Origin of the sequence: Oleidesulfovibrio sp. (assembly GCF_047973035.1) — a bacterium.
Classification (GTDB): domain Bacteria; phylum Desulfobacterota; class Desulfovibrionia; order Desulfovibrionales; family Desulfovibrionaceae; genus Oleidesulfovibrio.
Genome location: NZ_JBKEBF010000039.1, coordinates 73,989 through 91,189, shown reverse-complemented (window position 1 = coordinate 91,189; position 17,201 = coordinate 73,989). Strand labels below are relative to the sequence as shown.

General features: G+C 49.2%; 12 protein-coding genes. 10 read left to right on the top strand and 2 right to left on the bottom strand.

Features of this window, described 5'->3' with window-relative positions; all coding sequences use genetic code 11:
- Nucleotides 1-19: 19 nt before the first annotated feature.
- A complete protein-coding gene (locus ACK5LI_RS13875; RefSeq protein ID WP_416950375.1) occupies nucleotides 20-193 on the bottom strand; it encodes a hypothetical protein in 174 nt (57 codons plus the stop codon).
- A 139-nt stretch (nucleotides 194-332) separates the two neighbouring features.
- On the opposite strand from ACK5LI_RS13875, the gene ACK5LI_RS13870 reads away from it, so the two are divergent.
- The 3 genes from ACK5LI_RS13870 to ACK5LI_RS13860 all read left to right on the top strand — a co-directional run bounded on the left by ACK5LI_RS13870 (nucleotide 333) and on the right by ACK5LI_RS13860 (nucleotide 4,650).
- Nucleotides 333-1,520 (top strand): MFS transporter, encoded by a 1,188-nt coding sequence (locus ACK5LI_RS13870; RefSeq protein WP_416950372.1) that lies wholly within the window; start codon nucleotides 333-335, stop codon nucleotides 1,518-1,520.
- Between the two features lie 110 nt (nucleotides 1,521-1,630).
- Nucleotides 1,631-1,990 carry a hypothetical protein gene (locus tag ACK5LI_RS13865; RefSeq protein ID WP_416950370.1) on the top strand — a complete coding sequence of 120 codons (360 nt, stop codon included), beginning with the start codon at nucleotides 1,631-1,633 and terminating at the stop codon, nucleotides 1,988-1,990.
- A 77-nt stretch (nucleotides 1,991-2,067) separates the two neighbouring features.
- Nucleotides 2,068-4,650: a TIGR03960 family B12-binding radical SAM protein gene (locus ACK5LI_RS13860; protein WP_416950447.1), complete on the top strand. Its 2,583-nt coding sequence runs from the start codon at nucleotides 2,068-2,070 to the stop codon at nucleotides 4,648-4,650.
- A 71-nt stretch (nucleotides 4,651-4,721) separates the two neighbouring features.
- On the opposite strand, the gene ACK5LI_RS13855 is transcribed toward ACK5LI_RS13860, so the two are convergent.
- Nucleotides 4,722-6,548, bottom strand: a complete 1,827-nt coding sequence (locus ACK5LI_RS13855) for an STAS domain-containing protein (protein WP_416950368.1) — start codon at nucleotides 6,546-6,548, stop codon at nucleotides 4,722-4,724.
- Nucleotides 6,549-6,827: 279 nt separating this feature from the next.
- Between ACK5LI_RS13855 and ACK5LI_RS13850 the strand changes: the two genes are divergently transcribed.
- The 7 genes from ACK5LI_RS13850 to gcvH all read left to right on the top strand — a co-directional run bounded on the left by ACK5LI_RS13850 (nucleotide 6,828) and on the right by gcvH (nucleotide 17,185).
- A complete protein-coding gene (locus tag ACK5LI_RS13850) occupies nucleotides 6,828-9,398 on the top strand; it encodes a M16 family metallopeptidase (protein ID WP_416950366.1) in 2,571 nt (856 codons plus the stop codon).
- A gap of 125 nt (nucleotides 9,399-9,523) precedes the next feature.
- On the top strand, nucleotides 9,524-10,624 hold the full coding sequence (gene ychF, locus ACK5LI_RS13845) for a redox-regulated ATPase YchF (RefSeq protein WP_416950364.1): 1,101 nt from the start codon (nucleotides 9,524-9,526) through the stop codon (nucleotides 10,622-10,624).
- Between the two features lie 125 nt (nucleotides 10,625-10,749).
- Nucleotides 10,750-13,410, top strand: a complete 2,661-nt coding sequence (locus tag ACK5LI_RS13840) for an ATP-binding protein (RefSeq protein ID WP_416950362.1) — start codon at nucleotides 10,750-10,752, stop codon at nucleotides 13,408-13,410.
- Between the two features lie 236 nt (nucleotides 13,411-13,646).
- Nucleotides 13,647-14,291 carry a PAQR family membrane homeostasis protein TrhA gene (gene trhA, locus ACK5LI_RS13835; RefSeq protein ID WP_416950360.1) on the top strand — a complete coding sequence of 215 codons (645 nt, stop codon included), beginning with the start codon at nucleotides 13,647-13,649 and terminating at the stop codon, nucleotides 14,289-14,291.
- A gap of 135 nt (nucleotides 14,292-14,426) precedes the next feature.
- Entirely contained in the window at nucleotides 14,427-16,070 is a 1,644-nt protein-coding gene (gene pgm, locus ACK5LI_RS13830; protein WP_416950358.1) for a phosphoglucomutase (alpha-D-glucose-1,6-bisphosphate-dependent), read from the top strand.
- Nucleotides 16,071-16,233: 163 nt separating this feature from the next.
- On the top strand, nucleotides 16,234-16,647 hold the full coding sequence (locus tag ACK5LI_RS13825; protein WP_416950356.1) for a response regulator: 414 nt from the start codon (nucleotides 16,234-16,236) through the stop codon (nucleotides 16,645-16,647).
- A gap of 154 nt (nucleotides 16,648-16,801) precedes the next feature.
- The gene (gene gcvH / locus ACK5LI_RS13820; RefSeq protein ID WP_416950354.1) at nucleotides 16,802-17,185 is read left to right on the top strand and encodes a glycine cleavage system protein GcvH; all 384 of its coding nucleotides are present in this window, start codon (nucleotides 16,802-16,804) and stop codon (nucleotides 17,183-17,185) included.
- Nucleotides 17,186-17,201 lie beyond the last annotated feature (16 nt).

The following is a 17,201-nucleotide window of genomic DNA, read 5'->3' as shown; positions in this document are numbered from 1 at the left end:
ACGAAATAGGCACGGCAATCTACATGGTCTGTCGTACGGGTTCAAAAGTCACTTCACCACGCACCTGATAACCGTGATCTCCTTTTGCCAGCTTTGCTATTCTGTTTGAATAACTTTGCCCTGCACTGACGCACCCCCACGTCAGAACGGCTACCAGCACAACTTTACCGAATAATGTAAGCAACCTGGGCATGCTTCCTCCTTCAGGCAACGAACAAGCGGCACGGCAATTTTTTCCGTAAAAGCCTGCCTAAGGAAGCCGTAGCAACAACTGTGCAAATTATTACTCCATGTTATGCCTCTATTCACTCTTAGCTCTTTGGATATTTTAAGTGACTGATTCCTCCATATCCTTTTCTAAAAGTCTGCCTTGGGTAATTTTTGTTTCGCTTATTTTTTTCATCAACTACCTGCCCCGCAGTCTTATGTCTCCTCTGCTTGTTCCCCTTGAAGCAGAGCTGCATTTAAGCCATTCACAGGCCACCGGCCTGTTGCTGCTGCTTTCTGCAGGCTTTTCTGTCAGCATGGCCCTTTCCAGCTTCATCAGCAGGATACTGGCACACCGTACTATTGCGGGGCTTTCTGCTGTAATAGGCGGCATAGCTCTTCTGCTTTTTCTACATGTGGAGACTCTGCTGCAGGTACGTATCGCCATTTTATGCTTCGGCCTTGCCGCTGGCCTTTACTTTCCCTCCGGCATGGCAACCCTTGCCAGCCTTGTCAGCCGTAAAGACTGGGGCAAGGCCATTGCGATACATGAGCTGGCTCCCAATATAAGTTTTATCGTAGCACCGCTTGTCGCGTCTTACGCATTGTCGTTTACATCATGGCGCTGGGCGCTGGCTGCCGTAGGATGCTCGTCAATCCTTCTGGGGCTTTTATTTATTATTATAGGCAGAGGCGGCGCAAAACAGCACACGGCCGGAACATCCCCTTCGATAAGAGGCTTGCTGGCCAACCCCAGAATATGGCTTTTCGTGCTCATCATCGGCTTGAGCATAGGAGGAGAATATGCGCCTTTCAGCGTCTTGCCGTTATATCTGGTAAATGAAAAAGGAATGGACTTTGACACCACAAACGGCATTCTCAGTCTCTCACGACTGGCGTGCCCCGCAGTGGTTCTTATCGCCGGATTTGTGGCGGATAAACTGGGAACCCGTACAGCCGTAAAATTGTACTTTATTACTCATGGCATTGTGTTGATTGGAGTCGGGCTAACTTCCGGTAGCTTGCTTACAATAAACATTGTCTTGCAGGCTCTGTTAACCGCTTTCGTTTTTCCGGCGGCATTCAAACTTATGGCAGAAGCCTTTGAACCTGAGCAGCAGGCTGCGGCAATGAGTCTGATTATGCCGATGTCAGCTGTGGTAGGCACAGGCATCGCTCCGGCATTGCTTGGTCTTACTGGTGATATGGGCAGCTTCAGCTCCGGATTTGTAATAATGGCGCTGTTAAATTTCATCACACTGATCCCTTTAATGATGATCCGCAGTGATAGAAATATCCGCAAGGAAGCTTAACAAGGCCAGAAATCCACCTCAAAACTTGACAGTGAAAGCGCTAGCCCCTACCTATGCCGAAATCATGTTGCTTTAACAAATGAACAACGCAACTGAAAGGGAGCATTTTAATGGCTTACGATATCCGACTTGTAAAACTCATTACCGGCGAACTCGTTCTGGGTAAATTTGATGTTGAAAACGAGAAACTTCTGGAAGTGGCGACTCTTCAGACGGTTCCTACCCAGCAGGGTGTCCAGATGATGATGCTTCCTTATGGTTACCCCTTTGAGCAGGACTTTAAGGGTGAGCTGGCATATAAACACGTCCTTTATGAATATAAGTCCTTCCCTGAAGACTTGAAAACCAAGTACATGGAAGCAATCAGCAACCTGACTCTTTCCACCGGCGGGCTTGGCGGACTGAATCTTGCCGGAGGCGCTGCCGGCGGAGGCAAGGTTTCCAACGTATCCGACCTGCTGCGCAAGTAGCAGGAACGTCCCCGCACTAACAAACCTATCGGGGTGGCCGTATGGCCACCCTTTTTTCCGTTTACCCAGAGGAAACAATGCGCGAACTGCTCTCTCTTCTGCCTCGCCCCAGCCACTATGCCGGAATCGAGGAAGGAACCGTGACTAAAGTCCCCGCAAACGTCGAAATGCGAATCGGCGTTGCATTCCCCGATATGTACGAGGTGGGTATGTCCTACCTTGGACAGAAAATTCTTTACGGGGTCCTTAACGGGCGTCCGGAATTCTGGGCTGAACGAGTTTTTACACCTTGTCGGGATGCTGCCGAAATTCTGCGCGAGCATAAAGCACCGCTTTGTACGCTGGAGTCCGATACTCCACTGCACATGCTGGATTTTTTAGGATTCAGCATTACACATGAACTTTGCTACACCAATGTTCTGTATATGCTGGAACTTGGTAATATTCCGTTGCGTACGGTTGATCGCGGTGATGAGCTGGCAAAGTGGCCCATTATTGCTGCTGGTGGCGGGTGCACGTTGGCAGCGGAGCCCATGGCAGAATATTTCGACCTGATGATTCTGGGTGAAGGCGAAGAAGTGATGCTGGAAGTGCTTGATCTGCAGAATCAGGCACGAAAAGAAGGCTGGAGCCGCTCCCGCTTCTTGTATGAAGCAAGAGTCATCCCCGGCATTTATGTTCCCTCATTGTTCGAATTTGATGCTGATACCAATACAGTAAAGCCCAAGCACGAAGATTATCGCCATGTTACCCGCCGTGTAATTCCGGATATGGACACAGCGTTTTTTCCTGCAAAGCAGCCGGTTCCTTTCGGAGCAGTACACAACCGTCTTGCGCTGGAAATCGGGCGCGGATGCACCCGCGGATGCCGTTTCTGTCAGGCAGGCATCATCTACCGTCCTGCCCGTGAACGTTCCGTTGATCATCTGGAAAAGCTGCTGGACAACTGTCTCGCATCAACCGGTTTTGACGAGCTTTCATTTCTCTCTTTAAGTACCGGCGACTTTTCCGCGCTCAAAACCCTTTTTATGAACACTGTAGACCGATGCGCCAAGGAACAGGTTTCTTTGTCGCTCCCCTCTTTACGTGTCGGATCTATTGATGACGACATCATGGGCCGTATGGCTGAAATTCGCAGAACAGGAGCCACTCTGGCTCCGGAAGCAGGCAGTCAGCGTCTGCGCGATGTCATTAACAAAGGCATCACTGAAGAAGCCTTGATGCTGCATGTGCAAAAGCTTTTCCAGCATGGCTGGCAACAGGTTAAGCTCTATTTCATGATTGGTCTGCCGACAGAAACGTACGAAGACCTTGACGCCATTGTTGAGCTTTGCAGAAAAGTTCGCGGTGCAGCCGGACGAGTCCGCCGTCTGCAGGTAACTGCGGCAATTTCTCCCTTTGTGCCCAAGCCGCACACCCCCTTCCAGTGGGAACGACAACTTACACTGGGAGAAATCAAAGAGCGTATCGAATACCTGCGTGACGCCTTCAGACGTGAAAAATGCATGAAAATGCGCTGGCACGAACCGGTAATGAGCGCTCTTGAAGGTATTTTCTCGCGCGGCGACAGACGCCTTGGCGGCGTTGTAGAAAGCGCATATCGAAAAGGTGCCATATTTTCCAGCTGGGTTGATGGCTTCAATTACGAACCTTGGCTCGAATCCATGGCCGAACATGGTTTATCACCGGAAGAGTTCTCGCGCGCAAGAGAGACAGAAGAGGCTTTGCCTTGGGACCATCTGCATAGTGGCACGACAAAGGCGTTCCTGCTGAAAGAACGAGCCCGTGCCTATGACATGAAGATTACCGAAGACTGCCGCTATGGTGCATGCCGCTTGTGCGGAGTTTGTGATGTGGGGAACAAGCCTTCCGAACTGGACAGGCTGACGGATGAAACCCGCTACGGCAACCTGCTCAACCGAGACTCGCGCGATCAGGAAACCCACAAGCCAATGACCGACGAAGCAGGCAACATTGTTGCTCCGCCGAAAAACGAACCGCCCAAGCTGGCTGACGAACTCAAAGTCAAGGCCGGTCACTTCCGCATATGGTACACCAAGGAAGATATGGCTGTTTACCTGAGCCAGCTTGAGCTGCAAAGCATCTTTGAGCGGGTAATGCGAAAAGCCAATCTGCCTATGACGTTTTCTCAGGGCTTTCACCCTCTGCCACTCATTTCTTTTGGCAGAGCTTTGCCGGTAGGCGTTGCAAGCCGCGCTGAATGGTTCAGCGTATATCTGCGCACTCCCCATACTGCCGATGAAATCCGTACAGCCCTCATCGGGCGTCTTCCCCGCGGTATGGAAGTTCTTTATGTTGAAGAGTTGCACAACCAGAAAAAAGTAAAACAAGCGGTACACGAAGTGTTCCGACTGGACTACACTGGACCGGAAAAAGGCAAAGCAGCATTCTTTGCAGCATGGAATGATTTCAAAGAATGCACAAGTAAGGAGTGGTCACGAGAGACCAAAAAAGGCCCTCGCACTACAGATATTCGCCCCTTATTCAAAAGCATCGACAGGCTTGAAGATGCCAGCCTTGCTCTTGAAATGAACTGGGAGAATCATTACCTGTCTCCACTTTCACTTGTGAAAGTTATCGCACCCGATGTCAGCATTCTGGACTTTAAGCTGACCAAGCTCTCTCAATCATTCGAGTAGCATAACGCAATCAATACAACACAAAAGGGAGCCTGATGGCTCCCTTTTGTGTTGCTCATACTTTATAAAAACTACAGTTTGAACACGGACGAAAGTCCCCTGCGTTCCAATGCCAGATTGTCAAAACCCGTCATGGCAAGCATCTGTAAAATTGCAGATGAAGGTACACCATCTCCATCCAAGGTCACACCGCGCTCTCTGGCATTTTCTGCAGCAGCACAGATCAACTGTATAAAAGTAAGGTCCGCAGCTTCAACGCCCTGTGAATTGATTTTCAATGTTTTGAAACGTGAAACAAGCTCCTGCAAGGCTTCATGAAGCTGTACACTCCGCTCGATAGTAACATCTCCATTCAGAAAGACCACAGCCTGATCATCGTCAATTTTGACTTCAAATCCGGAAATCATCACTTCACCGCCTGAAGAAGGTGTTACGGTTGTTGCAGGTTCAGCAGCACCACCTTGTTCTTCGTCAGCAACAACGGCATCAGCTAATTCTTTTCCTCCGCTGTCATCTACCGGCATGTCAAGGTCAAGGCTGATACCTGAAGCTTCTTCAAAATCACCCAGCCCGTCATCCAGATAGGACAAGTCGGGTTCTACTTGAGAGTCGCGGAAAAAATCATCGTCGGTCTGAAGCGGACGATCATGAGCTTTACGCAAAGGGTGTTCATCCGGCAATTCGTTCATCAACAATTCCGCCTCTTCATCAAGATAGTCCCCTTCAAAGTCTAGCTCAAAGTCATCACTATCAGTATCGTCAGAAGGTTCCTCAGGACTATCGGATTCAACAGAGTATTGTGCGGCAGCAGGTTCCCGCATACCGCCGGTTGTTTCAGAGAAAACATCGTTGTCAGCTTCTGCTCTAAGCGTCCCTTCGGCCATATCAGCCAACACAGCATGAAACGGGTCATCCTCTTCACCGGAGGAAGGTGTGGAAACTGCTTCAGATAAATCCCATCCTTCCAGAATTTCTCCGGCATCATCAGGCCCCGCTTCTTTCAGTTTTTCCATTGCCTGATCATACTGCCTGACCAACTCGTCCACACTGTCTTTTTCCGGCTCTTTTACAGCTTGCAATAAAGAATATTCCTCACGTTCGGGAGAACTTGCTTTCCAAACGGCTTCTCCCTCTAATAACGTATCAAGATCAAGTGAATGAATACGGGCTTTATCAAGTTGAAATACAGCCGCGATCAAATCAATTTCGAGAAACGAAGAGTATAAAATGAATAATGAACCTGCGTAAATGCCACTATTTCCAATCGCAAGGATGTAACCGCTCTTCTGTAAAAAACCGAGCAGGGCCTGAGGCGTGACATCTTTCTGCTCAAGGTCCTTATCAAATAAAAATTCAATTACATACAGATTTGCCCCCGGCTTTGAAGCAAGGTGCAGATCAGGGCAGTGCCCTTTGAATACCTGCTGTCCTTCAGGAGATATCACCCGATATTCTGAAGGGCAAAAAGTACCGCCGGCTTGCGGAGATACGCCAAGATCTCCTTCAATAATCTGTGATAACGATTTTGCATCTGCTTTTTTTTCAGCATACAGCGTTACCGCTTCAGGAGCTTGCTCGACAGGAGTCAACAGTGCGGCAAGCAGGTCAAAGGCTTTTTCAACCCGGGATGACGTATTGGCTTGAGGAGTAATGACGCCTTCATTCCAGCTGTCCAGCAAGGATTCAAGAGTGCGTGCCAGCGTGAAGGCTTGATCAAGTTCAAGTACACCTGCTGCGCACTTCAACGCGTGTGCCGAGCGTAACAAACCGCCCAAAAGCTCAGAGTCAGCATCGTTACCTGAAACTTCAAGCTCAAGTAAAAGCACACCCATCGCGGCCAGATGATCCTGAGCATCATTAAAAAAGGCCTGCCGTATGTCTTCTCTGCGATTTGACAAAAAACGCTCTCCTGCAAACAAAAATTAGCCAGATACCGTTACCGGCACTTTACTCTTTTAATTATTGTTTAATTACCATAGCACCAAACGATATGCCAGTGATTGATATCTTGGCAAAGCAGCCGATTACCTTGTCGGATCTTGCCTTGTCTGCCAAACAGATTACTTGTAGTAGTTGACTCCGTTCACTTGAATCGGACCGTGCAGCAACCACTTCCGCTCAAGGAGCAAACCATGACATTACAACGCGTAAGCGCCTTACTATTCGGAGCACTGTTAATGACTTTACCTTTTCAAGCCGCTCATGCCGCCAGCGTAACCAGACTCGCTAACGGTCTGACGGTTCTTGTTCAACACGATGACCGCTTTCCTCTTGCCTCATTGCGCCTCTATGTGCATGCAGGTTCTGCCTATGAGACTGCAGAACAGGCAGGAATCAGCCATCTGCTGGAGCATATGGTCTTCAAAGGAACTGAAAAACGTCCCAAAGGCGGTGTTGCCGGAGACATAGAGCAGATAGGTGGCAACATCAATGCCGCGACCAGCTTTGACTACACTGTATATCTTACTGATGTGCCCGCAGATAGCTGGAAGCTCGGCATGGACGTTTTAAAAGACATGACCTTCGGAGCAATTATTGATCCTAAAGCGCTTGAGCCGGAGATTGATGTAGTCCTTTCAGAACTGCAACGCGGAGAAGACTCGCCCGGAAGCTTATTATTTAAACAACTCCAAGCCGAAACCTTAAGCGGTACACCATACGAACGCCCCATTATCGGATATCGTAATACAGTTTCTGCCATCACGGCAGAAGATATTCATAACTATATCAAGAAATACTACCAACCCCAATCCATGCTGCTGGTCGTCTGCGGCGATGTTCCGACCGAAGAAGTAATTGCAGAAGCAGAGAGCCTTTTCGGCAATCTGAAAAATACCCGTGCGGTAAACCCGCCCTTACCTGTCGTCCCTGTTCGGACTGATGCTGGTGCAACCATCAGCGTAAAAAGCGGTGAATGGAATAAAGTGTATGCGGGCTTTGCGCTGCCCCTGCCGAATTTTCACGATGCCCGCATGCCCGCCATCGAAGCACTGGCACAGATGCTGGGCGGAGACAAAACCTCCCTTCTGTATCGTACATTCAAGTATGACAAGATGCTGGTAGACGATATCTCGGTATCTGCATACGCTTTTGAAAGAACAGGTATGTTCTTCATTACGGCAGTACTTGATCCTGAGAATATTGATGATTTTACAACGCAGCTGGCTGATTTTTTCGCCAAGTTGAACGGTGACAGCTTTACTGATGAAGCCATAAACAGAGCGAAACTGAACCTTGAAGATGACCTTTTCCGCTCCAAGGAAACGCTTTCGGGCCTTGCTTCCAAGCTTGGCTATTTTCAATTTTTTGAAAACGGCGAACAAGGCGAGCGTAACTATCTGCAAAACCTGAGGCACGTTAACAGACCTGCGCTGGAAGAGGTAATCAGCACCTTTATTGTTCCTGAGCAGATGCGCGGCATGCTGCTCACGCCGGAAAACGCAACTGTCAATGCAGATCAAGTCACAACACGCTTTGCCGCCAACTGGCCCTCGGGTGCAACTGAAGCTTCATCTTTAACGACAAAAGAACATTCGGGAAATAAAGAAGTTATTGAATTAGGAAACGGAAGAACCGTCATTCTGATTCCGGATGACACACTGCCCTATACCGCAATTGACCTGAGTTTCCGCGGCGGCGATGCCCTGCTTCAACCAGAAGATCAAGGGCTTGCGGCTCTCACTGCGCGCACACTGACCAAAGGCACTCGGGATCTGGACAATCCGACACTTGAGTCTTTTAAAGCGGATCGGGCTTCCAGCCTGACAGCTTCCGCGGGACGAACGTCTTTTACTGTAAGCGCCCGCTTCCCTGAACGATTTAGCAATGACATCATCAAGCTGATGAAAGACATTGTTACAGCTCCGGCTTTGGCAGAAGAGGAAGCAGCCCGCGAAAAGAGAAACCAGATCGCCGGAATCAAGGCACGGGAAGACCAGCCGCTAGGCCTTGCGTTCCGCCGCCTCTTCCCGTTTCTTTTCAAGGACAGCGCTTACGGTTACCTGCATATGGGTGAACCTGGCAGGATTGCTGAATTCTCTCGGCAGCAGATCGCTTCATTCTGGAAAAATCAAAGTGCGCAGCCGTGGTCATTAGCTGTATGTGGTAATTTTGACCGTGAAGAAGTGCTGGCGCTGGCAGAACAACTACCTGTTCCTTCCGCCGGCCGCACCACACCTGCCGCTCCTGAATGGGGCGCGGATAAGCAGATTGATATTCCGCTTAAGGACAGAAATCAGGCCCATATGCTGATGGTTTTCAAAACTGTTCCCGTAACAGATGAAGACACTCCCGCACTTGAGTTGCTGCAAACGGTTCTTTCTGGACAGTCCGGCCTGCTGTTCAGCGACCTGCGCGATGAACAGGGACTCGGCTACACCGTGACTTCTTTCCCATGGCAGGCGGAGCAAGCTGGTTTACTGGCTTTTTACATCGGCACAGAGCCTGAAAAGCTGTATCTGGCAGATGCAGGCTTTCGCTCCGTAGTAACAAAACTGCATAATGAGCTGCTGCCTGAAGAAGCTTTAAACAGAGCCAAAAACCTGCTTACAGGAGAATATTACCGGGGACGCCAGACTCTGGGCAGCCGGAGTAACGAAGCAGCGAGACTGTCATCTGCAATGCTGCCACTTGATTTTGAAAAAGAGATGGTAGAAAAGGCTCAGCTTGTGGATGCAAAGACATTGCAGGCTATTGCCAGAAAGTACCTGACGCCTGACGAGGCATATATAGTCAGAGTACTTCCATAAATATATGCAAAGCCGCTTCCCCCGAGAGGCGGCTTTACTTTTTCTTTGTCAATTGACGCAAAAACAGCTACAAACCCGCCCGAAAGCATAATTGCTTTTTCATTTTTCTTTCCCGGAGAACTATCATGGCATTAAGCATCGGCATCGTGGGCCTGCCCAACGTCGGCAAGTCCACTCTTTTTAACGCCCTTACCAAAGCTCAGAACGCTGAATCGGCAAACTACCCCTTTTGTACTATCGAGCCGAACAAAGCGACCGTACCTGTGCCGGATGCCCGTGTGGACAAGCTGACATCCATGGTCAAACCGCAAAAAACCATTCAGGCTACTGTTGACTTTATTGACATTGCCGGTTTGGTACGCGGCGCAAGCAAAGGTGAAGGCCTTGGCAACCAGTTCCTCGCCAATATTCGCGAATCTGCCGCAATCCTTCAGGTTGTCCGCTGCTTTGACGATGAAAACATCACCCACGTTGATGGTTCTGTAGACCCGTTGCGTGACATTGATACCATTGAAACCGAACTGCTGCTTGCAGATGTTCAGTCTGCAGAGCGCAAACTTGACCGCACCCGCCGCCAGTCCAAGGGCAACAAGGAAATGCAGAACCTTGTAAGCGCCATGGAACGACTGGTTGCGCATCTTGATGCCGGCAATCCCGCATCTACCTTTGCAGAAAAAGACACAGACGCCATGCGTGAGCTGTACAAAGAACTTGGTCTTCTTACTGCTAAGAAGGTCATTTACTGCACAAACGTAGATGAAGAAGGACTGCTGGAAGATAACGAGCACGTACAGCGAGTGCGGGAATTTGCAGCGCAGCGCTCGTGCGATGTAGTAAAAATATGTGCAAAGGTTGAAGAAGAACTGCAAGGCCTTGACGATACTGAACAGCTGGAATTCCTTTCCTCTTTCGGCATTCAGGAAAGCGGTCTCGTTAAAGTAATTCATACCGGCTACTCTACGCTGGGTCTTATCAGCTACTTTACTGTCGGCGTAAAAGAAGTAAGAGCATGGACAATCCAGAAGGGCTGGAAAGCACCGGCGGCAGCAGGTGTTATTCACAGCGACTTTGAGCGTGGCTTTATTCGCGCCGAAGTCATCGGCTATGATGACTTTGTTAAAAACGGTTCTGAAGCCGCGTGTCGCACGGCCGGAGTCCTGCGTGTGGAAGGCAAAGAGTACGTCGTCAACGATGGTGACATCATTCACTTTCTCTTCAATGTGTAATAGTCTTACGCCTCGGGGATGCCTTAAGGCATCCCGGGGCTATTTGCAAAAAGAACGGACACCCAACGTTCTTTCTACCGCCCCGGTTAATCCTTACGGACAGTTACTGTACAAACGGGGCGCGTATGAGTTTTTTCCGCAAGCCAATCGGGCCAGCAGGCCTCTCTCGTAATCGCATATTTTCCTTTCTTGCCGCTTCTATCCTTGCGGTGTTTTTTTGCGCTCTGATCAGCGTCGTATACTATTCCCAACGACAATTGCTGGAAGCCGACTATTCCAGAATTTCTGACACTGCTCAAAAGCAAGCCGCTGCCGTCAGCTATCTTCTGGACGAAATCAAGCTTGATATTGCCCTGCTCTTCAGACAGCAGGCTCTTGTTGATCTGGTTACAGATTTCCAGACAAACACGCCCCCTTCTGCTGCATGGATACAGCAGAGTGATGCCATCAGGCAGTTGTTGCGGGAGTTCGCTTCCGGCAAAACTGTTAACGAAAAAAATATCTACCGCAGAATTACCGTATTTTCTGCTTCCGGAAAGATCATTCTGGACACAGGAGACAAAGACGTAGTTCCTGTTCTTCCTTCAGAAACTAGCCGCCTTATCAAGCAAAACATCTTTGGCCCCCATGTGGTTGCGTTAAGCCCGGACGTTGAGCGCATCAAACTGGCACTACCCATATTGAACAAGGGGACACGGGTTGGCTACGCTGTAATTACCTGCAGTACCAGAGCTATTCAGGCTTTTTTAAAATCCCTCTGGGATCTGGACACCAGCCAGCTCATACTCATGCAAGGCTCCAATGGCATTCTGCTCAGCAACAATGCGGGGATTGCTCCTGACTGGCCTCGACTCAACCGACATATGCAACCGGCGTTACTCTACGCATTAGATAAATACGGCCAGCTGAACCTGTTACAGCGCGGCATGGCGTCGAATAATGAAATCGGCATTCGTTACCCTGTTGCAAACTCCCCTTTCGACCTGCTGGTTATCTTTAACGACGATGCAATGGGAACATATATCTCGCCGGATATGACTCTCATTGTAATTTCCGTTTTATCCGGAATACTTGCTGTATTCGGCTACAATGTCTTTCGTGTTAATATGAGAGCACGGATTCTGAAAGCACACGCAGAAGCCGCATCTGCCAGTGAAAAAAGAATTCTTGAACAAAATGCACACCTGAATGAAGAAATCCGGGAAAGAACCAATGCAGAGGCGGCGTTACGGGAGGCAAAAGAACAAGCTGAGGCTGCCAGTAAGGCAAAAGGAGAATTTCTGGCAAACATCAGTCATGAGTTTCGAACTCCTATGAATGCCATCATCGGAATGTCGGAAGTTGTCTTGCGAACTGAACTTACGCCACCGCAAAAAAAACACCTGACCGTGCTTAACAAGGCCGCACATTCTCTACTCCAGCTTCTGAATTCCATTCTGGATTTTTCAAGGTATGAGTCAGAAAAAGCAACGCTATGCCTTGCCCCTTTTCAACTGAGAGCCCCGTTCACACATGCCTATGAAATGTTTTCAGAAGGGGCAAAAAAAAAGGGGATAGAATTATCTTTGCACTTTTCAGACAACCTGCCTGAAAATGTACTGGCGGACGAAGGAAAAATTCAACAGATCATAGTTAACCTTGTGGGCAATGCCTTAAAGTACACTCACGCAGGAAAAGTGGCTATTGAATGCAAAGCGGAGGACTCTCCGCAGGCAGATATAGTGAACGTCATATTCAGCGTTACAGATACAGGCATCGGCATTGCGCCCGAAATGCATCAGCTTATTTTTGAAAGTTTCACACAAGCCGAAGGTACCTACACAAAAGCATATGGAGGAACAGGTCTCGGATTATCCATATGCAAATTACTTGTAAACTTGATGGAAGGTGAAATAGCGCTGCAGAGCAGTCCGGGCGCAGGTAGTGTGTTCAGTGTGAGCCTGCCTTTGCACAAGCTGACAAGCAAACATGCCGCACCTGATGATGTACACTCTGCCATTGCGTATACATCATCCAGACCACTTTCTATTCTTGTGGCTGAAGATAACACCTTTAATCAGGAAGTGATTAAAGAAATACTGGAAATGGGCGGGCATAGTGTCACTCTGGCAGGTAACGGCAAAGAGGCACTTGAGATACTTGAAAAACAGGATTTTGACCTGCTTCTGCTTGATGTACAGATGCCTGTCATGGATGGAGTTCAGACCGCAAGAATTATCAAAACAGGCGCCGTCAGCAGGCATAGTCTGCATATGCCTATTGTTGCCCTGACAGCATACAGCATGAAAGGTGATCAGGAACGTTTTCTTGATGCCGGAATGTCCTACTATCTTGCTAAGCCGGTAATTCCCGACACGCTTTACACGCTGTTAGAAAAAATCATCAAAGACGATTTAGCTTCACCTGAAACAGCAGAGCCCGACGAACGGAGCTTTGACTTCGGAACAATTCCTCCACCCGATCTGGAAATGGCTTTGACAATGCTGAGCGGAAAAAAGAAAGTTCTCAATGTCATGCTCGGCACTTTTGTCCGGACCATGCCTGAACGTATTGACGCCCTTTCTCAAGGTATTGAAGCCAAAGACGTCAAGCTACTTGGAGAGCTTGGACATGCGCTCAAGTCTCCACTGCATAGTATAGGCTCGCTGGAAGGGCGTTACATCGCTGAAGAGTTGGAAAAAGCATACAGAACTGACAATCCTGAGCGCGCTCTGATGCTTGCCCCTTTGTTGGTTGAAGCTGTCGGAGCGCTAATAGAATTCCTTCGTCAACAACATGACACGTAATAGCATGTAAAAGTATCCGGCAAAAACTCTAACCGGCTACCCCTTGAGGGTACACACTCTTTTGCGTTAGGCACAGGGTATGCAATGTTTGTAGCAGCCTGATACTCAGGTATGCTGCATCGGTCAGAGAATCAACAGCTCAGAAATATCGTATAACTTGCGGATTCAGAGCGATTCAGCATACGGAGCCATTGGGCTTTTCTATTTAGAACTTGCGGGCATTTCAGGGAGCAGCCATGCCTTTACGCGATCCGGTTAACGGACTCACTCATTGCATAGGAGCCGTGCTGGCACTTATCGGCACCATTATTCTTATTGTCCGCGTGGCGTCGCCCGAGATGCCTTGGCACATCGTTTCTTTTTCCGTTTTCGGCATCGCAATGGTGTTGTTGTATACCGCAAGCACTCTCTATCACTGGCTTCCCGTCAAAGAGCGTGGTATCCGGCTGCTGCGCAGGATTGATCATTCGATGATCTTTATCTACATCGCGGCAACCTACACCCCTATCTGCCTTGTCGCGTTACGAGGAGCCTGGGGGTGGTCGTTGTTTGCCTGTGCATGGGTTATGGCATTCGGGGGAGTTTTTATTAAAATTTTCTGGCTCGAAGCTCCAAGGTGGCTCTCAACCTGCTTTTACCTCGGCATGGGCTGGATGGCTCTTGCAGCAATTTACCCTTTGGTGACCACGCTGGAATGGGGAGCACTCGCCTACCTGTTTGCCGGAGGCCTTTTATATAGCGCCGGAGCCTTGATTTATGCTGCCAAATGGCCAAATTTCTACCGGCACTTCGGCTTTCATGAAGTTTTCCATTTATTTGTAATGGGGGGCAGTTTTTGCCACTTCATGCTCATGTACAACTATATCTCGGTCATCAACTGACGCATCATACGACTGCCCTGTTTATCTTATTATATTTTTCCTGTTCAACTTGAATTATCTCCAACGACAGCTATATAGTCTTGCCAGTTTTCACAGTAACTCCATTTAGTTTCTGTCTCCAACAAAGGAATAACCATGTCTGTTGCTTCCAAAGCGGGAACACTTCCGGCCCCCGATACGCTTGTAAATATTCCCCGCCTCGTCAGCTCCTTTTACACATACAATCCTGACCCGGAGATTTTAGAACAGCGCATAAGCTTCGGAACCTCAGGGCACAGGGGAACATCTACATCATCCAGCTTTAACGAAGCACACATTTTTGCCGTCACACAGGCTGTATGCGAATATAGAAAACAAAACGGCTTCACTGGCCCCTTGTATATGGGAATGGATACCCATGCTCTGTCAGAACCGGCTCATGCAGCCGCGCTGGAAGTACTCGCAGCCAATGGCGTTACTGTCTACATTCAGCAGGAACATGGCTATACTCCCACCCCTGTTATTTCACATGCGATACTGACATATAATGTCGGACGTGCCTCCGGCTTTGCAGACGGCATCGTCATCACCCCATCACATAACCCTCCTCAGGATGGCGGTTTTAAGTACAATCCCCCGCATGGAGGTCCGGCCGACACGGAAACGACCAGTGTAATCGAAGCGCGGGCAAATGAGTTGCTGGCATCCGGTAATCATGGAGTCAGCCGTATACCTTTAGGCAAAGCCTTGAAGGCAGACACCACGATCACCTGTGATTATGCCTCAAAGTACATCAACGATCTTGCCTCAGTCATCGACATGCAGGCTATTGCGTCGTCCGGACTCAGGCTCGGGGTCGACCCCCTTGGCGGTGCAGCTGTAGCGTATTGGAGCCGCATTGCCGACCAGTATGGAATCAATATTGACGTGGTGAATCAAAATGTTGACCCGACCTTCCGTTTTATGCCGCTTGATAAGGACGGAATTATTCGCATGGACTGTTCTTCACCGTGGGCCATGCGCGGGCTTCTTGACTTGCGGGGTAATTACGACCTTGCTTTCGGCAACGATCCTGATGTGGACAGGCACGGCATTGTCACCCCCGAAGGGTTGATGAACCCGAACCACTATCTTGCCTCCGCCATCGAGTACCTTTTCACGCATCGCCTACAGTGGAGTGAAAAGGCAGCGATAGGTAAAACTCTGGTCAGCAGCGACATGATCGACCGGGTGGCAGCAGCGCAGAGCAGAAAAGTCATTGAGGTTCCCGTAGGATTTAAATGGTTTGTTCCCCTGCTGCTTGACGGAACGGCCGGATTTGCAGGTGAAGAAAGTGCCGGTGCTTCTCTGTTGCGAAAAGACGGTACCGTCTGGACCACGGACAAAGACGGAATAGCGTTGAACCTGCTTGCAGCAGAAATTACCGCGGTTACCGGCGAAACTCCGGCCCGAAGGTACCAGAAGCTGACCGAACAATTCGGCGCACCTGTATACCAGCGCCTGCAGGCTCCAGCTAATGCCGCGCAAAAAACAGCTCTTAAGAGCCTGTCGCCGGACATGATTACCACAAGCCAAATGGCTGGTGAGCCCATTGAAAAAGTCATTACCCACGCATCGGGCAATGGCGCAGCAATAGGCGGATTAAAAGTAACAACGGCTAATGGCTGGTTTGCCGCGCGCCCCTCTGGAACAGAAGATATCTATAAAATTTATGTAGAAAGCTTCAAAGGGGCAGAACATCTTGAACAAATTGCTGCCGAAGCGCAGGTAATAGTTGATACCGCGTTAGCCGGAGTATAATAAAAATCTATTACAATAGCACATTGACGCACCACGGTACAAGAGGATAACCTTAAGAGGTCGTATAAAGACAAAAGTCAACAACTGTGCAGGACAAGGAAGCCAATTTGCTAAACACTTGCCACCTGCAAGACACGCTTCGTCCGCCTACCGGGAGGAACTGATGAAGTTTCTTATCGTCGATGACGATTTTGATAGCAGACGCTTGGTTCAGAAAATCCTTCACCCGTTCGGGTATGTAGATATTGCCACTGACGGCGAAGAAGGCGTTGAGGCTTTCCGTACCGCATTAAAAGACGGAGAGCCGTACAACCTGATCACTTTGGACATCCTGATGCCTAATATTGACGGACAACAAGCGCTGCGCGAAATTCGTGAAATTGAGAAAGAAATGGGAGTTGCTCCGGAAAACGCCGTTAAGGTTATTATGATTTCCGGTCTTGATGACTCCAAGGAACTGCATGACGCATTCTTTTTAGGGGAAGCCACCAGCTACATTGTCAAACCGATTCGGCGTCAACTGCTGCTGGATGAAATTGCCACGCTGGGGATCTCGCTGGATCAGGCTGTCGCTTAACGCCTCCCCTTTTTCTGCATGTCTTTTTGCAAAACATATTTTCCGACCATGCCGCTTTGCGGTATGGTCGGTTTTGTTTTTATTTGCCTTGCCCCACAAGCCTTGTAGATGTAAAAGGCGAGCCAACCACACCAACATTTCCAGGAGAGTACTCATGAATATTCCCGCAGAACTGAAGTATTCCAAAAGCCACGAATGGGTTCGCATTGAAGGCGAAGAAGCAGTAATCGGCATCAGCCATTTTGCTCAGGAGCAGCTGGGCGACCTGACCTTTGTCGAACTGCCTGCCGCAGGCGACAGCATTAATGCCGGCGAAGAAGTGGGCTCCGTAGAGTCTGTTAAAGCGGCAAGCGAACTGTACGCACCTGTTTCCGGTGAAGTTATTGCTGTTAACGAGGCCCTTGAAGATGCCCCCGAAGCAGTTAACGAATCCCCCTACGCTGATGGATGGATGCTCAAAGTAAAGCTGACCTCCGCACCCGAAGGCCTGCTTTCGGCAGATGAATACACCTCTCTGATTGAAAGCGAAGACCACTAGGCCGCAAGGAGGCGCT